The sequence below is a fragment of the Hymenobacter sp. YC55 genome (assembly GCF_029433095.1).
Classification (GTDB): domain Bacteria; phylum Bacteroidota; class Bacteroidia; order Cytophagales; family Hymenobacteraceae; genus Hymenobacter.
Window position 1 is genome coordinate 185,641 of sequence record NZ_JARNTX010000005.1, and the last position, 18,790, is coordinate 204,430.

The 18,790-nt window shown below is 54.9% G+C and carries 8 protein-coding genes; 4 read left to right on the top strand and 4 right to left on the bottom strand.

Annotation, left to right across the window (positions count from 1 at the left end):
• The first annotated feature begins 41 nt into the window (after positions 1-41).
• Positions 42-2,882, top strand: coding sequence for a glycosyl hydrolase (locus P1X16_RS25560; RefSeq protein WP_277235075.1), 2,841 nt, complete (start codon positions 42-44; stop codon positions 2,880-2,882).
• Between the two features lie 107 nt (positions 2,883-2,989).
• Positions 2,990-3,415 carry a BLUF domain-containing protein gene (locus tag P1X16_RS25565; protein ID WP_277235076.1) on the top strand — a complete coding sequence of 142 codons (426 nt, stop codon included), beginning with the start codon at positions 2,990-2,992 and terminating at the stop codon, positions 3,413-3,415.
• 123 nt (positions 3,416-3,538) lie between these two features.
• Here P1X16_RS25565 and P1X16_RS25570 read toward each other — a convergent pair whose 3' ends face one another.
• Positions 3,539-4,306: an alpha/beta hydrolase gene (locus P1X16_RS25570; RefSeq protein WP_277235078.1), complete on the bottom strand. Its 768-nt coding sequence runs from the start codon at positions 4,304-4,306 to the stop codon at positions 3,539-3,541.
• A 442-nt stretch (positions 4,307-4,748) separates the two neighbouring features.
• Between P1X16_RS25570 and P1X16_RS25575 the strand changes: the two genes are divergently transcribed.
• On the top strand, positions 4,749-5,150 hold the full coding sequence (locus P1X16_RS25575) for a hypothetical protein (protein WP_277235079.1): 402 nt from the start codon (positions 4,749-4,751) through the stop codon (positions 5,148-5,150).
• Between the two features lie 97 nt (positions 5,151-5,247).
• Here P1X16_RS25575 and P1X16_RS25580 read toward each other — a convergent pair whose 3' ends face one another.
• Positions 5,248-8,370 carry a PAS domain-containing hybrid sensor histidine kinase/response regulator gene (locus P1X16_RS25580; protein WP_277235081.1) on the bottom strand — a complete coding sequence of 1,041 codons (3,123 nt, stop codon included), beginning with the start codon at positions 8,368-8,370 and terminating at the stop codon, positions 5,248-5,250.
• Positions 8,371-9,630: 1,260 nt separating this feature from the next.
• On the opposite strand from P1X16_RS25580, the gene P1X16_RS25585 reads away from it, so the two are divergent.
• The gene (locus P1X16_RS25585) at positions 9,631-14,976 is read left to right on the top strand and encodes a malectin domain-containing carbohydrate-binding protein (protein WP_277235083.1); all 5,346 of its coding nucleotides are present in this window, start codon (positions 9,631-9,633) and stop codon (positions 14,974-14,976) included.
• Between the two features lie 463 nt (positions 14,977-15,439).
• Here the strand turns inward: P1X16_RS25585 and P1X16_RS25590 are convergent, their stop codons facing one another.
• Entirely contained in the window at positions 15,440-15,583 is a 144-nt protein-coding gene (locus P1X16_RS25590) for a hypothetical protein (RefSeq protein ID WP_277235084.1), read from the bottom strand.
• Positions 15,584-15,619: 36 nt separating this feature from the next.
• Positions 15,620-18,772 carry a carboxypeptidase regulatory-like domain-containing protein gene (locus tag P1X16_RS25595; RefSeq protein ID WP_346771267.1) on the bottom strand — a complete coding sequence of 1,051 codons (3,153 nt, stop codon included), beginning with the start codon at positions 18,770-18,772 and terminating at the stop codon, positions 15,620-15,622.
• Positions 18,773-18,790 lie beyond the last annotated feature (18 nt).

Consider the following 18,790-nt stretch of genomic DNA (forward strand, 5'->3'; position numbering starts at 1 on the left):
ACCATTCTTTTCTCCTTGTGCCTCTCTTGGCTACCCATATCATGCATAGCAAACACAGCAAACTTCTGGTGGCCGCTGGCCTGCTCCTCGGCGGGCTAACAACTTGCCAGAAGCTACCCGCACCTACCGCCAGTGTGGCCACCACCCCTGTCGCTTCGCCCTGGCCCACCGTTACCACTCAGACGCGCCCGTGGGTGCGCTGGTGGTGGATGGGCAGCGCGGTTGATGCCAAAAACCTGCGCCTACAGCTCACACAGTTCAAAGACGTTGGCTTGGGCGGGGCGGAAATCACGCCTATCTACGGCGCAGTCGGCTACGAGCAGCAGTACATCGACTACCTGTCGCCAACCTGGCTGAAGATGCTAAGCACCACCACCCGCACGGCCGATAGCCTCGGTTTGGGCGTGGATATGAACGTGGGCACTGGCTGGCCCTACGGCGGCCCCCAAATCACACCCGAGCAAGCAGCCAGTAAGCTCGTGGTGCAGAAATATTCGCTAAGTGCTGGGCAGCGCCTCAAGGAGAAACTAGCGCTGCAAGACCCCAAGCAATTGCGCGCCGCCCCGCTGGTGGCGCTGACCGCCTACGGCAGCAAAGGCGAGCGGCTGGATTTACGCAGCAAAGTTGCCACCGATGGTACTTTGAACTGGCAACCAACCGCTGGCACTTGGGAACTATATGCGGCCTTTGGCGGCAACACCCGCCAGATGGTGAAACGGGCGGCTCCCGGTGGCGCCGGCCTCGTGCTCGACCACCTCTCGCAAGAGGCGCTGAAAACCTACCTCAACCGTTTCGACCAAGCCTTTGCCGGCCAGCCAACCGGCGTGCGGTCCTTCTTCAACGACAGCTACGAAGTATTCGAGGCCGACTTTACGCCGCGTCTACTCGACGAGTTTCAGAAGCGCCGCGGCTACGACGTGCGGCCCTACCTGCGCGAACTGGTAAGCAAAAGCACTACCGATGAAGCGGCCCGCCTGCGCGACGACTACCGCGAAACTATGGCCGAGCTAGTCCAGGAAAACTTCGTGACTCCTTGGACAGCCTGGATTCACGGCAAAAAGGGATTGTCCCGCAATCAGTCTCACGGCTTCCCCGGCAACCTACTCGACCTCTACGCCACCGTTGATATACCGGAGTGCGAAACGTTCGGCATCACCCGTTTCCCGATTCCCGACATCCGGTACTACTCCGAAGAAGCCGCTTACACGAATCCGCCGCCGGACTTGGTGATGCTGAAATTTGCGTCGTCGGCCGGTCATGTGCTGGGCAAACCACTGGTGTCGTCGGAGACGTTTACGTGGCTGGGCGAGCATTTCAAGGTGCCGCTTTCTAACTGCAAGCCAGAAGTGGAACAGGTGTTTCTGGCGGGCGTCAACCACGTGTTTTACCACGGCACTACCTACTCGCCGGCTGAGGCCCCTTGGCCCGGCTGGCTGTTCTACGCCTCCACCAATTTCGCGCCTTCCAACAGTTGGTGGCCCCACCTAACGGGCCTGAACGACTACATCACCCGCTGCCAATCGGTGCTGCAAGCCGGCCGCCCCGAAAGCGACGTGCTGCTCTATTGGCCCGTTTACGACGTGCGCCATTACGCCCCGCCCACCAAGCTCGATATGATGGTTAGCATCCACACCATCGACCAGTGGCTGCAACCCACCGCGTTCTACCCGGATGCGCAGCAGCTGATAAAAAGCGGCTACGCTGTTGATTTCGTGTCCGACAAGCTCCTGCAACAGTCGCAGGTGAGCGGTGGCCGGTTGCAAGTGGCGCCCCAAGGTGCCATCTACCAGGCGCTGGTGGTGCCCAAGGCTGATTTCATGCCCGTTGAAACCCTAGAAAACATAGTGCAGCGGGCCCAACAGGGTGCAACGGTTATCATCCAGGAAATGCCCAATGATGTGCCCGGCTTTCACCAGCTCGAAAACCGGCGGCAACGACTGCGCAGTATTGTGGCAGGCCTAAACTTCTCTACCGTCAGCGCGGGCGTGCAGCTGGCCAAAGTCGGCAGCGGCCAGATTTTGCTGGCGCCCAACGTGCAGCAAGCCCTCGACTATCAGAAAATCACTCGAGAAACCCTTACGGATTCCGGCCTGAAATTCATTCGCCGCGCCGTACCTGATGGCCGCTATTACTACCTTGTTAACCACACTGCGAAACCCGTAAACTCTTGGGTGCCCTTGAACACAGCCGCTAGCTCGGTGCTCTTTCTCGACCCGCAAACCGGCCGCAGTGGCCTAGCTGCTAGCAAGTCGGAAGGCAACGGCACCAGTGTTCGGCTCCAGTTGCAACCCGGCGAGGCCATGATTGTGAAAACATCAACCGGCGCAACTCCCGGGGGCCCGGCGTGGCCCTACCTCGCACCAGCCGGACCGGCGCAGTCTATTGCGGGCCCCTGGAGCTTACGCTTCACGCAGGGCGGCCCCGAGCTACCCAAGGCGCAGCAACTCGCCAAACTAGTGTCATGGACGGAATTACCCGAAGCCAGTGCCACCCGTTTTTCCGGCCGCGCCGAGTACACCACCACCTTCACCCTACCCACCAAGCCCGTTGCCGACTACGTACTGAAGTTGGGCGACGTGCGCGAAAGTGCCCACGTATGGGTCAACGGCCACGACGCAGGCTTGGTATGGAGCTTTCCTTACGAGTGCCACCTTGGCGCCTACCTGAAAAAGGGGCGCAACGAGTTGAAAATCGAGGTAGCTAACTTAATGGCCAACCGCATTATCGACTTAGACCAGCGCAAGGTTACTTGGCGCAAGTACCACGAAATCAACTTCGTAAACCTAGCCTACAAGCCGTTTGATGCGGCCAGTTGGTCGTGGCAGCCGTCTGGCCTCTTAGGACCGGTCACGCTCACACCTTGCGCCGCCACCACATTCTAATAACCTTCTTATTTCTCTCGGCCTAACAGGTAAGAAAGCCGTGCCGCAAGCTGCTTTCAGTACATACCTCGGATGCCTATCTTGCCAATTCACTTACTGTAGTTTTCATGCATCACATTATTTATATGAGCCGCGGCGTGGGCTCGATGAGCGAAACTGATTTGAGAACCTTGTTGCAACAAGCCCGGAGTGAAAACGAGCGGCAAGGCATCACCGGCGCCTTGGTATATGGCGACGGCCAGTTCATGCAAATCATTGAAGGAGAAGAAAGTGTGCTGGCTACGCTCTACGCAAAGTTGCTGCAAGACCCACGCCACATCAACGTGGTAAAGCTAGCCGACAAACAAATTTTACAGCGCAGCTTCGAGGACTGGTCTATGGGCTTTCAGGTGGTTTCTCCCGAAGAGTTTACGGAACTTACCGGCTACGTCGAGCCCCGCAATATGGACATGCAAGCCCCCGGCTTAAGCGCCGCCGACGCGCTGCTGCTGCAGATGATGAAAACCTTCGTTTTGACGCCACGCAAAGACTAGCGGTTCTAATAAGCGCCGAATACAAAAACGGAGAACTCCACTACGTTGGAGCAACAAGCAACTTACCTAATCAGTAGACAAACCAAGCCGAGGCTGCTGCGTGTCAGCACCTCGGCGCTGGCATTATGCTCCTATTGCATACTGTGAAACTCCCAACCCTAGGTAGCGTTGCAACGACGCAATAGTGGCAACGGGTGCATTCAGATGTGGATAGTGTCCCGTCGTATTCAAGATGTCAAGCGTGCTGCCCGCCAGATGAGCGTGCAGGTAGTGGCCCACCGAAGAAGGTGCCACCGAATCTTCCGCACACTGCACAATAAGCGCCGGGACCTGTAGCTTAGGCAAATCAGTGCGATAATCAGACAGAAACGCAGCCCGCGCAAATTGCCGGGCAATGGGCGGCTCTACCTGCGAAAAGCTGTCTAGCAAGTCATCAAGCAAATCAGGCCGCATGTCGCCGCCCACTAACGCGGGTACCGTCGAATAAGACCACGCGCGGTAGTCGCGGTCAAGGAACCCAAGCAACTCTTCTAAATCGGAAGGCTCAAAGCCGCCTTGGTAATCGCCATCGTTGACGTAACAAGGAGAAGCGGCCAGCAAAATCAGCCGCTCAAATAAGGCAGGTTCGCGAATAGCAGCCAGAACGCCGATCATACCGCTCACGGAATGACCAACATATACCACCTTAGGTAGTTGCAGCTCCCGCAGCAGAGCCAGCAGATCGTCTACATAGCCATCAAGGGTGCGGTAGCGGGCAAAGTCGTAGGCTGCTTTATCGGAGTTTCCAGCTCCTACCAAATCGAAAAGCACTACCTGATGCTGAGCAGCGAAGGCTGGGGCAACGAAGCGCCATGCGTGTTGATTGGTGCCGAACCCGTGCGAAAACACCATAGGCTTTGTACCGGATCCGTACATAGAAACCTGATGGCGAAGGAGCCTATTCATAACGTTATAAGAGTCAAACTAAATCAAAGCTGTTGAGAATCTTGGCTTGGAACAAGAGCTTCCCAACATAGTTCAGCTTTCCCGTTGTGAGGCAACTCTTGCAGTCTTTTCATTGATGGCAACCCTCTCTGACCGAGACTCTTGCTGAATAGCTTAGAAGTTCACCCCAAAAAGTGGTTGAATATTAGAATCAACGATAGTGCTTTTCTCGGCATTCCAGTGTCTGATGCCCGCGCTTTACCTCCTAGTGCGCCTGAACTGTAAGCAGAACTATAAGCTGCGAATAATTCTTTGTTTATCGACCTAAACTAAAGCGCCGCGTGTGCGTTGCAAGCACAACAGCAAATATGAAGTTGCTGGCCTAGCACACCCCATCCGAACGTCACACATGCAACTCCTGGATTCTTACCCCTTTGTAAACCTCTTTCTACACGAAGGTGCTTCCCGCGCCATAGAAGCCCAATGGCAAGGATTTGTGAGTAGCGCCCTCCTGCGCGAGGTGACACTAGACGCTGTGAAGCTAGCTCGCCAGCACCGCATTAGCGGCTGGATTGCCGACGACCGGCTGCTCGGCCCGGTGCGGCCCGTCGACCTGGACTGGATTGCGAAAGAGGTGCTACCTCAGCTAGTAGGCGTGGGAGTCAAGCGGTTCGCTCGCATCGAGGCGACGGACCCGCTCAATAAAATGCTGATTGGCAAAGTTCAAGAAACAGCCGAGCAGAAGCTGCCATTTGAATTGCGCACCTTTACGGATCTGGTACTAGCACGAGCCTGGGCCTGTGGTAATTAATAACTTACCACAGGCCTCATACTTTGCGAGCAGCACTCAGCTACTATTGGCAAGACCCTCTCTTCTATCCTTATTTAATGGAAGGTTCTGCCGGGTTTTAGCTGACCGCAGACGACGAGGCCAACGAGAATGACTGCTGCATATGGGTTACAATTTCTTGCAGCCCCCGCGAAATAGTAGTTACCAAAGCAGCCAAAGGCGCCTCCTGAAACTCTGCCTGCCACTCGTCTACTTGGCTTACGGGGGGCAGCAAGTGCCAGATGTGTAAATGGGCCAAGCTTGGCTTGAGCGTGTGCGCAGCGCTTTTCAGCTGCGCCACAGACTGTTCCTGTAACCCTTGCCCAAAGGCCTGCAGCGTTTCCTCGACGCTTTCAATAAAGGTTTCCAGCATGAAGGTCACGAAGGAAAGGTCGCCCTGGCCGACCTGCAACAACTCGTCTACTTCGTAAAGAGCAGTCTTTGGAGTTATGTCCGTCGGCAAGCTCTTGGTAGGAGCAAGCACGGTTGAGCAAGGCGTTATCCATTCGCTTACTACCTGCAATAGCTCTGCCTCTTTAAACGGCTTCGTCAGGTAGGCATTCATCCCGGCGGCCAAGCATTTTTCCCGCTCCCCCTTGATGGCGTTGGCTGTAAGGGCAATAATGGGAGTTGTCAGGTGCAATTGTTGGCGCAAAGCATCGGTGGCGGCGTAGCCATCAAGAACCGGCATCTGAATATCCATCAGGATTAGGTCGAATGGCTGTTCTTGAGCCAAAGCCACTGCCTGTGCACCATGCTCAGCTTCAGTGACTTGCATTTGGGCGTGCTGCAAGAAGGTTTTGGCAATTTGCCGGTTGAAATGGTTGTCTTCCACCAAGAGCACGTGCTTGTAGCGCAGCTGCTGATAGACCGAGCTATCGGTTGGTAATTGCGCTTGGGGCAGCAAGTCGGAAGAGGAACCTACTGGCAGGCGCAACGTGAATTGCACCACCGTTCCTTGCTGCTTTTGGCTGGTTACCTGCAAATCACTGCCCATCAGCTTCACTAAGTTGCGGCAAATAGACAACCCTAGGCCGGTGCCACCGAACTTGCGCGTTACCGACGCATCTTCCTGACTGAACTCTTGGAAGATGCGCGTCAGGAAGGCCGGATCGATACCGACGCCGGTATCCGTCACTTGGAACACCACTTCTGCTACCCCCTCTTGGTCTGTGCTCACGATGTCGCACGAAACTACCACTTGTCCTTTTTCAGTGAACTTGATGGCATTGCCGGCCAAGTTCAAGAGCACCTGCGTAATGCGGTGCGGGTCGCCTAGCAGTACGGCTGGCAGCTGCGAACTGCCCTGCGTGAGTAGCGTGAGGCCCGCTTCAGCAGCTTTGTAGTGCAGCGTCTGCTCTACTTGGTTCAGCAACTGAATTGGCGCGAAACCCACTTGTTCGAGCACCATCTTGCCGGCTTCCAGCTTGGAGAGGTCCAAGATATCGTTGATGATAACCAGCAGGTTTTCTGCCGAGGTGCTGATTGCCTGCTGGTAGCTATTCTGAGTTGGAGTGAGCGATGTTTTGGCGAGCAACTGGCTCATGCCCAAAATAGCATTCATGGGCGTGCGAATCTCGTGGCTCATATTGGCCAAGAAAATCTCGCGGGCCCGCACCGCCGATTCGGCTGCCAGCTTGGCGTGGCGCAAGGCTTGTTCGGTGGCAACCCGGTCCGTTACGTCCAACCCGTATCCTATAATCAAGTGCAAAGAGCCATCGGGGTGGAATACGGGCTGCAAGCACCGGTACTGATGCCGGGTGCCTTCGGGGCGGAAGAAGGTTTCCTCGTACGTCACCAACCGACGCTCGCGCACAGCTTCTTCGAAGCGGGCGTGTCGCTCCTCGGCCATGGCTACCGGGCGCTTGTTGCGGGCGAAGTACTCGAAGTTGTCTTTGCCAATCACCCACTTTCGCACCTCCGGATCTTTAATTCCGCTGGCGTTGACGTATAAGTACCGGAACTGATTGTCGAATATGCCCACGTCGCAGGGCAGTTGATCTAGGGCAAATTCGTAGAACTCCCGCTGGTCGACGAGTTGCTTTTCCGCATTCCGCCGCTCCGTTACATCTACGCCCATGCCTACTACCAGATGCAATGAGCCATCTGCGGCAAATATGGGCCGGTAATGCCGCTGCACATGCCGCAGCCCCGTAGCAGTTGTTTTAGTTTCTTCCCACGTAGAGGCTAAACGAGTTTGCACCGCCTGCTCGAAGTGCTGCCGCCGATGGACAGCTACCTCGAGCGGGCGCTGTCGGTAGGCACAATAGCTGAAGTCGTCCTGCCCCACTACCCACGCACGCAGCTCGGGGTCAGAGATGCTATGGGCATTCACAAACCGGTACCGATGCAAGGCGTCGAAAACCGCAACTTCCACTGGCAGCTCGTGCAAAACAGCTTCGTAGAATTCTCGTTGCGTATCAAGCTCGGCTTTGGCATGCTGTAAAGCCGAAGTATCAGTTAAGTAAAGCTGTACACCACCTTGCGCGGCTACAGCGGTAGCTTGGTAGTGCCGGCCTGCTACTTGCAACTCTTTCTCTAGCGGAATATCCGCTTGTAAGGCAGCTTCTGCTATAGGCCAAAGGAGACTGTTAATGTCGGCGGCTTGCGGGTCGAGGGCTTCTACTAGCGCAGTAGCGGCGGCATTGGCATAAAGAACATGCCCGGCTGCCGACAGCTGGAATACGGGATGGGGATGGTTGGCTAGCAATCCATTCGGGTCGGGTGCATATGGCTGGAAACATTGTACGTAACCCAAGGACCCGTTGCCTAGCGCCAAGTAGTCCCATCTTGTTGCCTGGCCGTCAGTTAATACTACTGACTGGTCGTATACGCTTTGCTTAGTTGCCTGCAGAGCATGCGCGCGCGACAAGAAATCTGTTGCGTTCTGAAATTGCTGCTGCAAGGTCGATGCCGCATCTGCCCCTGCTTTACTGGCTTCTGCTGTTTCCAACCAATTATGGCCAGCCGGGTTAGCGGCTACCACACTGCCATCCTCGGCAGTGACAATAACGTGACCGGGCAAGGCCTCCACCAAGCTATTGAAACGGGCTTCTTGAAACTGAGCTTGAGCTTGGGCCGCAAGCAATGCCTGCTGCAGCATCGCCAAGCGTTCTTCGGCCCACACGCGCCACGCCCGCTCATCGGTGGGGGAAGAAGCTAGATAATCACAAGTAAAAGAAGATGCGACAGCAACAGCCATGCAGCTTAAGAATATAGAGTGTATAGATCAACAAATATAACTAACGTAACATCTCTAATAATATAAATGTTAAGTCACTTCAGTACACGATGTTACGTATTTTCTAATATCACTAATCTAATAACAACTTGGAAGGCAGGAATGTATGCTGGCCAACGTTTCCTACTCCCTGGCTAGTAGCACATAAAACATCCTGTTGCCTCAACCTACTGCTTGTCATAAGTGCTCCTCAAACCTGCTACTCATAGCAAAACTAGGCATGGCAAGAGGTACGGATTTGTAATGAAGTAACTCTGTACCAATACGGATTGTGTCATCGGATAGTAATTCTGAATGGGAATATCATACCGGCTGAAGGCTAGGCAAAACTCACTGTTCGCAGGTTGTAACTGGCAAAATACAACTATACTGATTTATTGAAATTATCCTAATAGTGCATATTTTTTTTGATGCATACTTACCGTTTTTCCCTTTAGCATGAAATAGAGCCAACTTATTAAGACCACTAACTGTGGCTAGTCAATTAAATATCCAAATCCTTGTGATCATGCTTGATCAGCACCCAAAAAAACTGCTTTTTTATTAGAGTATTTACAATAATTATTTGATAGTTTACATAAGCATAGACACGGAGTTGTTGTTGGTCCTTGGTCTAGAAACTACAGGAAATCGTGCTGAGAAGGTGGAGAGTAAGCGCATATATCAAAATCCGAGTAGTTACTAGCGTGAAACAGAAGATTGGCTGATTTAAAATATATTTTAAAAATTACATTATTGAAATGTAGCTACACCTAATTCTGAACAAGACATTCACTTGTTCACTGCCTGTAAGGAAAACCGATAACTCACGCCTGCTTCTCGCTCGCGTTGCACAACTCTCTGCGGAAGCAAGGGCTTGGTGTACTTAAGCTTTTATAGCTCTTGGCTCGACAGCCTGACTCGTCCAATTTGTGGCACTCGCAGGCAGGCTTGGTTGGCAGCTCCACCTGCTAACTCAACAACTGGTTCCCCCAATTTTCTCAATGCCTGAGCTCGCCTTATCGGGCACTAGGTACAGGCAGTTAGCTCTCCAAAACTACTCTCTCAATTGCCGGTCGCAGCAGGGCCGATGCCTTTTGCTGCTGACAGCAAACGTCCACCCCCTTTCCTATTCCCACATCCATGGATTACAACTTCTACTCCCCAAGCAGGTGTATTCGTTTGGGCTACCTGTTAATCGCCTTTGTTGGTTTCTGCTTCTCAACGGCTGCCCCGGTACCCGTGAAGGCCCAATCTTCCTTGCTACGCCCATTGGCACAAGGGCCGACTAACCGTACAGCTGCAGCGGCAGATAATGATAAAGAGAAGAAAAAGAAAAAGGCGAAGCTGCCACCTGAGCCACTGATAGGTGCGCGCTTGGCCAACGCGCAGTACAACTTCTCGTTCTCGCCTAGCGCTCTGAAAGGCATTACGCTGGAAAACCCAACGTCGCTGCAGTTCGGCCCCGACAACCGCCTTTACGTTTCGCAGCAAAATGGCCTAATCAAGGCTTTCACAATCAAGCGGAATGGAGTAAACGACTATTCGGTAACGGCTACCGAAACCATTACTCTAATCAATCAGATTCCCAATCACAATGACGACGGCACCCTCAATCCGAGCGTAACTACGCGGCAAGTGACGGGCATTCTGGTTAAAGGCACTTCTGCCAGCCCCATCCTCTACGTCTCGTCTTCCGACAGTCGCATTGGTGGGCCCGAGGGGGACTTGAACCTGGATACCAACTCTGGTATTGTGTCGCGCCTGACGCGGACCAATGGCACCTGGAGCAAGATGGACCTGGTGCGTGGCTTGCCCCGCTCCGAGGAAAACCACTCCTCCAATGGCATGCAGCTCGACAACAACATTCTCTACCTGGCCCAGGGTGGCCATACCAACGCGGGTTCGCCTTCCACCAATTTTGCTTACACGCCCGAGTACACCCTTTCTGCGGCCATTCTCTCCATCAACCTGGCTGCTATTGATGCCATGGCCACCAAGGGCAGTGGCAACACAGCCTACAAATACGACCTGCCAACACTCGACGACCCTACCCGCGCTGGCAACCCCGACGCTATGGACCCCTTCGGCGGCAACGACGGCTTGAACCAAGCTAAGATTGTGCCCAATGGGCCAGTGCAGATTTTCTCGCCTGGCTACCGCAACCCCTACGACTTGGTTATCACCCGCAACCGGCGCATGTACACCATCGACAACGGGGCCAACCAGGGCTGGGGGGGCTATCCGCAAAACGAGGGCACCGTAAACGTCACCAACAACTACGTTGTCAACGAGCCAGGCTCGAACGGCCCTTCGGCCACCGAAGGCATGGTCAACAACCTCGACAACCTCGATTACATTGGCGACCTGGCTACTTATCAAGCTGGTACTTACTACGGCGGCCACCCCAATCCTACACGCGCTAATCCCACCGGAGCTGGCCTTTACACGCACAATGGCACTACTGGCGTATTCCGCACCAGCACCAGCAGCGCCAACCCACTACCTGCCGATTGGCCACCAGTAACCAAGGCTAATGTTGTGGAAGGTGATTATCGAATGCCCGGCAGCGCCGCTAGCAAGGATTTGCTCACCTTCGCCAATTCCACCAATGGCATGTGCGAGTACACCGGATCCAACTTCAGTAGCGCGTTGCAAGGCTCGTTGCTGGCTTGCACCTTTGATGGTACCATCGTCAAGATTTCGCTCACGGCCGACGGCACCGCCGTGACCAATCCTTACGACCCAATTAACAAGCTCAACACCGACTTACCCTTTGCCTCGGGTTTTGGCTCGACCCCACTGGACGTGACGGCGCAAGGCGACACCGACATTTTCCCCGGCACGGTGTGGGCGGCTACCTATGGAGCAAGTGCCATCACCGTTTTCGAGCCGCAAGACTTCCTGACCTGCACGGGCGCCTACAACAGCAACGACGATGATCAGGACGGCTATACCAACGCCGACGAAATCGACAACGGCACCCAGCCCTGCTCGGCTGCCAGCCGCCCTGACGATGCCAACAATAACAAGGTCTCGGACCTCAACGACCCCGACGACGACAGCGATGGGCTGGCCGACAACAAAGACTTCTTCGCGCTCGACAAGGACAATGGCTTGACCACAAACTTGCCCATCAAGTACGACCTGTTCAACAACTTCCCCGGTACGGGCCTGTTCGGCCTTGGCTTCACGGGCCTGATGAGCAATGGCGACAGCATCTATTCCGACTTGTTCTACGAGCAGAACCTAACGGCCGGCGGGGCAGTGGGTAGTTTCTCTATCACGGCGGTAGCGCCGGGAGATGCGCTTGGCACGCTGAACACGCAGGAGGACGCGTTCCAGTTTGGGGTTAAGTCCACTGGCTCGCCTTTCACGGTGCAGAGCCGACTGCTCGGGCCTTTCTTCAGTGGTAAAGTGCCGCAGAACTTCCAGTCGCAGGGCATCTACCTCGGCACCGGCGACCAGAACAACTACCTTAAAGCGGCCATCACGGCTAACGGCGGCGTAGGCGGGCTGCAAATCGTATACGAGAATGCCGGGGTGCCTACTACAACCAACTTCGCGCTGCCGGGCGGGCTGCCCAGTTCGTCGCTCGATTTCTATTTCAGCGTCAACCCAGCCACGGGCACTGTGCAGGTGAAATACGCAACCAACGGGGGCACAGCAACCAATATTGGCAGTCCGGTGCAGCTGAGTGGGGCGCTACTGGCAGCCGTGCAAAGCGGCAAAGCCTACGCGGTGGGCTTGATTGCTACTTCGCGCGGGGCTACGCCCTTCGTAGCGAAGTGGGACTTCATCTACGTCACGGCCGATCAACCCACCGGCGACAACACGGCGGTGTACCGCGTGAATGCGGGCGGCGGCCAAGCAACCACTTCTATTGGCACCTTTACCGCCGACCAATTATTCTCGGGCGGCAGTGTGGCTACCTCATCGGCAGCTATTGCGGGCACCACCGATGATGTCATCTATCAATCAGAGCGTTACGGAGCCTCCACTTATGCTATGCCCGTACCCAATGGGCAGTACACTGTTAAGCTGCACTTCGCTGAGTTTTATTGGACCGCTGCGGGCCAGCGCGTGTTCGATGTGTCGGCCGAGGGCACCAAGGTGCTTGCCGCCTACGATATTCTTAAGAAGGTAGCTCCCAACACGGCTGTTACCGAAACCTTCAATGTCAACGTCACCGACGGCGTGCTCACGTTGGCTTTTGCCCCCGGCACTACTGGCGTGGATCAGCCTAAAATTTCCGCCATCGAGGTTCTGAAACCGGTTAGCGCGTCAACGCACCGCGTGAATGCCGGCGGCCCCGCCCTCACTACCTCCATCGGCGCGTTTACTGCCGATCAGTACTTCAGCGGGGGTAACGCAGCCAGCAGCAGCAACCCCATTGCTGGTACCACCGATGATGCCTTGTACCAGACCGAGCGCTGGGGTACGATGACCTACGCCCTACCCGTGAGCAACGGCACTTACACCGTCAAGCTCCACTTTGCCGAGGTCTACTGGAATGCCGCCGGCCAGCGCGTATTCGACGTCTCAGCCGAGGGCACCAAGGTGCTGACGGCCTATGATATCCTGAAGAAAGTAGGCCAGAACACCGCTACCACCGAGACGTTCACGGTCAATGTTGCGGATGGTGTACTGACCCTGGCCTTCGCGAAGGGAACGGCGGGTGTGGATGAGCCGAAAGTATCGGCTATCGAGGTGCTTGCTGCTGGCTCAAGCAATACGCCACCAGTAGCCAATGCCGGGCTCGACAAGACAATCACGCTGCCTACTAGCAGTACGGATCTAACTGGCTCGGGCACCGATGCCGACGGCACAGTAGCAACTTACTCCTGGACCCAGGTGAACGGCCCCAATACGGCTGTCTTCTCCAGCAAAACCGTACCTACACCTACGGTTAGCGGCCTGGTAGCGGGCGCCTACATCTTCAGCCTCGTTGTCACCGACAATGGTGGCCTGAGTAGCCCCGCAGATCAGGTAACGGTGACCGTGAACCCGGCTTCAACTGGCACGCCCTTGTACCGCATAAATGCGGGCGGCGGCCAGACCACAACCTCACAAGGCATCTTCGCGGCCGACCAATACTTCTCGAACAGCAGCGCTTCCTACGCTACCACCAGTGCTATTGCCGGTACCGACGATGATGCCCTCTACCAATCGGAGCGCTACGGCAATTCGTTTGGCTACGCTATGCCTGTCAGCAGCGGCAAGCAATACCGCGTTGTGCTGCACTTCGCCGAAATCTTTGCCAGCAATGTTGGGCAGCGCGTCTTCGACGTGTCCATTGAAGGCAGCAAGGTGTTGGACAACTACGACATCCTCAAGAAAGTAGTAGCCCTAACAGCTACCACCGAAACCTTCACAGTAACGGTGGCCGATGATCAGCTTAACATCAACTTCAGCTCTTTGGCTGCTGATGGGGGAGTTGATAATGCGAAGATTTCGGCCATCGAAATCTATAGCCTCAGCTCTACAGGTAACACAGCGCCAGTGGCCAATGCCGGCACGGACAAGAGCGTGACGCTGCCTACCAACAGTGTTGTACTCACGGGCTCTGGCACCGATGTGGGCGGTAGCATTACCGGCTACGCCTGGGCGCAGGTCAGTGGCCCGAATACGGCCGTCTTCTCCAACAAAGCGGTGGCGCAACCTACCGTTAGTGGACTAGTGGCTGGCGCGTACGTCTTCAGCCTTGTTGTGACGGATAACGGCGGCCTCAGCAGCCCTGCCGATCAGGTAACCGTGACCGTGAATTCGGCTCCGGTTGGCGGCACGGTAGTGTACCGCCTCAACGCCGGCGGTTCGGCGGCCACTACCTCTATAGGCGCTTTTGCAGCAGATCAGTACTTCTCGGGTGGCTTCCCTTCCACTAGTAGTTCGGCTATTGCGGGCACCACCGATGATGTGCTTTACCAGAGTGAGCGGTGGGGTACCATGACGTATGCCTTGCCGGTAACCAATGGCACCTACACAGTCAAGCTTCACTTCGCCGAGGTGTACTGGAGTGCCGTTGGCCAGCGCGTATTCGACGTCTCGGCCGAGGGCACCAAAGTGCTTGCCGCTTATGACATCCTGTCGAAAGTAGCGCGCAATACCGCCAGAGTTGAGACCTTCACCGTCACCGTCAGTGACGGGTCCCTGACTTTGGCCTTTGCCAAAGGCTCAACCGGTAAAGACGAACCCAAAGTCTCGGCTATTGAGGTGCTGACTGGCTCGGCCACTCGCTCTAGTTCAGACGCTAGCTCCAGCACGCTGGCGGCCAGTTCCAACTCTAGCCCACTAGCCGCTGCCAAACCAGGTGCTCTTCCCGAGTACAGTTCGCAAGTGACGCTGTACCCGAACCCTTCGGCCGACGGACTATTCAGCGTCGGGTTGCCCGCTGTTTTCCAAGGAGAGGTTTCATACACCTTGGTGTCGTCGCACGGTAAGACGGTTAGCAGCGGCAAGCGCGCTGTATCCGCCGGAACTCCACAACTCTCGTTTGACTTCTCGCAGCAAATGCTGGCCGAAGGGGTGTATTACCTGCAACTAGAAGGAGAAAAGGGCCAAGCCCGCGTGAAACTGATGCGTAAATAACTTAACAAGCAAAGCAGCCTTCTGAACGTCTTAGATGGTCAGAAGGCGGCACACCGCAAAGCCCCTTCCGTATGGTTGGGGCTTTGTTGCGTGTGTACCAGAGGAAATTTGCCTAACGTATTACGCTTAAACTGAACAACGCGGGGCCGCACTCAACAAAAAGAAAACCTTACGTAATGCTTCATCGTGAGAGGCACGTAGCGCGTGCAGAATTACCCCTGCTCCCGAAGTTTACCACTACTGGTAGACCTGAATTGAAGCCCTGATTTCTATACCTACCTAGCTAGGCACACCTAATGCCCAACCCCCTATGGACCACGACAATTTCAATGACTTACTATTAGGAGAGAACAATGCTACGCGGAAGCGGATGTTTTTAGCACGCGTAATGGAGGTTGCCTACAACCACCGGGCCTACTTGCTAGCGCACGGGTTGGCCATTGAGGCCTGCTACAAATTAGAGCTAACCAACCAGCGCGCCCGTCTTTACGTCGAGCCGAGTGTGCCGCTCGAACTGTACGAGGAACTGCAAACCTGCTTCGCGAGAATCTTTAGCTAGTACCGACAACAGAAAGCCCCACTCCGCAATGGAATGGGGCTTTTTCATGATAGAACTGTATGGCCTAAGAGACTAGCTAAACACTTAGAATCCGTAGCGCAAGCCTATCTGAAACTGGTACGGGTTGCCGGAAGGCGACACCACGCCCGTGTTAGCATTGACGTTGTAGTTGTACCGGCTAGTGGTGGGGTTGAAGCTGGCAATAGAGTAAATGCTTTGGTTGCCGAGCGTTTCAATAACCCCGTTTTTCTTGTTCAGGAAGTTGGCCGCGTTAAACAAGTCGCCCGAAAACTCCACGTACTGTTTGTTGCCGAAGGTCTTGAAGCGCTTAGCTACGCGAATATCGAACTGACCATAGAAGTCGTTGACGCCGCCGTTGCGCTCCGCCACTTTGCCAATGCTGCGGCGCACGTAGTTCTTGAGGCTGGTGCTGGCGTTGGGGTTGTCGAGGATGCTTTGAATGCCGTTGCGAATTGTCTCCGGCACGCTCGGGTCATTGGGGTCAAACACGTAAGCAAGGTCATTGGAAGCCACAAAGTCGCCGTTCACGTTGCCGCCAACCAGCAAGGAGTAGCGGGTGCCCCCGATGCCGGAGTAGCGCAATCCAATGCTCACGCCATAGAGGGTAGGCAGGGTGCCGTACACCACCACTTTGTTGCGAAACTGGTTGTCGGAGGCGGTGAGGTTGCTTAGGTCGCGCGGGTCGTCGCGCACGGGCAAGGCCAGGGTAGCGGTGTTGGCTACGTTGCCGTTGTAGGAAGTATTGTCGCGGGAATCGTTGTAGGTGTAGCTAAACGAAAGCTCACCGTCCTTGAAGTAGCGGTAGGTACCATCCAGCACCAAGGCATACTGGTTTACTTTACCGTCGCTGTTCAAGGCCAGCACGCGGCCTACACGGTTGGTTTTACGGCCCTGGGTCCAGTCGGCGGCACCGTTGGTTGGGCTGATGGTGTTGGCTGGCACGTACACGCCGCGGTTGTCTTCGTTGGTTAGGCGGAAGTACGGCTGGTCCACCATGTTGGCGTCCGTGTACATGTAGTTGTTGCGGCCCAGGCTAGCGTAGGCGCTTACTCCCACCCGTAAACGCTCCGTCAGGAAGCGGTTATAAGAGAAGTTGGCTTTATACACCACGGGTATCCGCACGTTTTCCCGGTTCAGGTTGATGGTAGACAGGCGCTGCACACCGGGTAGGTTGAACAGCTCGGCACCGGGCGAAGTGGAAGGGTCGTTGCGGTAGCCCGGAAAGTTGGGCGTAGGTACCAGGTTGGGCCGTGCGGCCGAGTTGGTGATGTCTACGGAAGCCAGCTTGGTGCCGTCGAATACCATGTTGTTGATCATGGTATAGTTGAGAATATCCGACCCGAAGATGCCACCCCCCAAGCGGACGATATCCTTTTGGCGCTCACCCACGTCCCAAGTCAGCTGCGCCCGGGGCTGAAGCTGGAACGTATTCAGGGAGTGGTCGGACTTCAACCCCAGATCCTCGAATACCACTTGGTTGAAGTTAGGCTTGTCGAGGTACGTGGTGTAGTCGGCCCGGATGCCGGCCATTACGTCCAGGCCAGGGGCCAGCTTGGTTTGCATTTGGGCGTAGAGGCCCGCGTTGATAAAGTTCTGCTTTACGCTCGGATCGGCTACCAACGGAATTTCGCGCGCATACCGGTAGGGAGCCTGCTTCTCGAAGTTATCGAGACCCGTGAAATAGAAGCGGCCGTTTACCTCGCTGCCGTACCTCGAATTAAGGTGAGAATACATCAAATCCGTCCCGAAGGTGAAGTTGATCTTGTCGGTGTTGAAGTACACGTTGTCGGTAAGCTGCGACACGTTGCTGAAAAAGTATTCCGGCGCGTACCGTTGCCCACCTAGCTGAACAGAAGTGAATACGCTGCGGTCCGCCACCGTCGATTGAATTCGTTCGACTATAGCACGCGGAATAGTTGAAAAACCAGACGGCAACTGGCTACCGGAAATACTTTCCACCGAAGCCGATAATTGCTGCACCTTCAATTCATTTGTAAGGCGCGAACTTAAAGTAGAGCGCAACGACGCCAACGTACTGTTGCTTTTATTGCGGCTAGTGCCATACACTTCATAAAGATTAATAGCTGTATTATCTCCAATATTTTGATTGTTTTTGTCGTAGATGTAATTATTACTAATGGTTAATAAATTTTTATCGTTGAGTTGAAAATCCAACCGCGCAAAAATAGCATCGGTATTTTCTCGTTTATCGAACGAGCCAAATTGCGGCGAACTAGCAACTCCGTATTTATTGCGCGCAATATCTAAATACCGGTCCAAGCTACCCTGCGTAATATTTAACCGCTGCTCATCGGCAGGCCCCTGAATATCGGCAATCTGCAAAGGCCGTGCATCCCGCTGGTGGTCGTATGCCACGAAGAATTGCGCCTTGTCTTTAATGATGGGCCCGCCCAATGAAAAGCCGTACTGATAGGTAGAAAACGGCACGTTGCGCTTGTTGCCGCGGATATCGTATTGTGACGACAACCAATCGGCCCGCACAAAAGAAAAGGCACTGCCGCTAAAGGTGTTGGTGCCGGCCTTGGTAGCCGTGTTGATGGTACCTCCGCCGCTGCGTCCGTACGTAACGTCGTACTGGTTGGTCACGACTTTAAACTCCCGCACTGCTTCAATAGAAATCGAGTAAGGTGCGCCAGTGCCCGCCGTACCGCCAAACGTGGCGTTTTTGGCGGTCATCCCATCAATGGTATAGTTGGTAGAAGTCGCCAATTGCCCGGATAGGTTGCCACCGCGGCTCAAAGGAGAAAGGTCGATCAGCGACGTGAAGTTGCGGCCAAGAACCGGCAACTTGCTGATGTTCTGGGCATTTACTGCGGTGGAGGCTCCTAAGTTAGGGATGTTGTTTTGCATGCTAGACCCGTTGACCACTACGGCATCCAGCACGTTGGTGGAGGTCTGCATCTGCACATCCAGTCGCAGAATATCACTTAAGTTAAGGGTGTAGCCGCTGCGGGTTTGGGTACTGTACCCGATAAAAGAAACCGTGATGGTGTAAGGCCCGCCCAAGGGCAATTGCCGGAAGGTATATTCCCCTTTGGCGCTGGTGCTGGTACCCGTACTAAATCCGGTCGCTTCGTTTTTCACCAGCACGGTTGCCCCCGGAATCGGCTCTTTCTTTTCGTCGGTGACGGTGCCACTGATGCCTGCTTGCGAAGTTTGCGCGTGCACCTCTGTTTGATTTAAACAGACGAGCAAGAACAAAAAGAAGCTTAG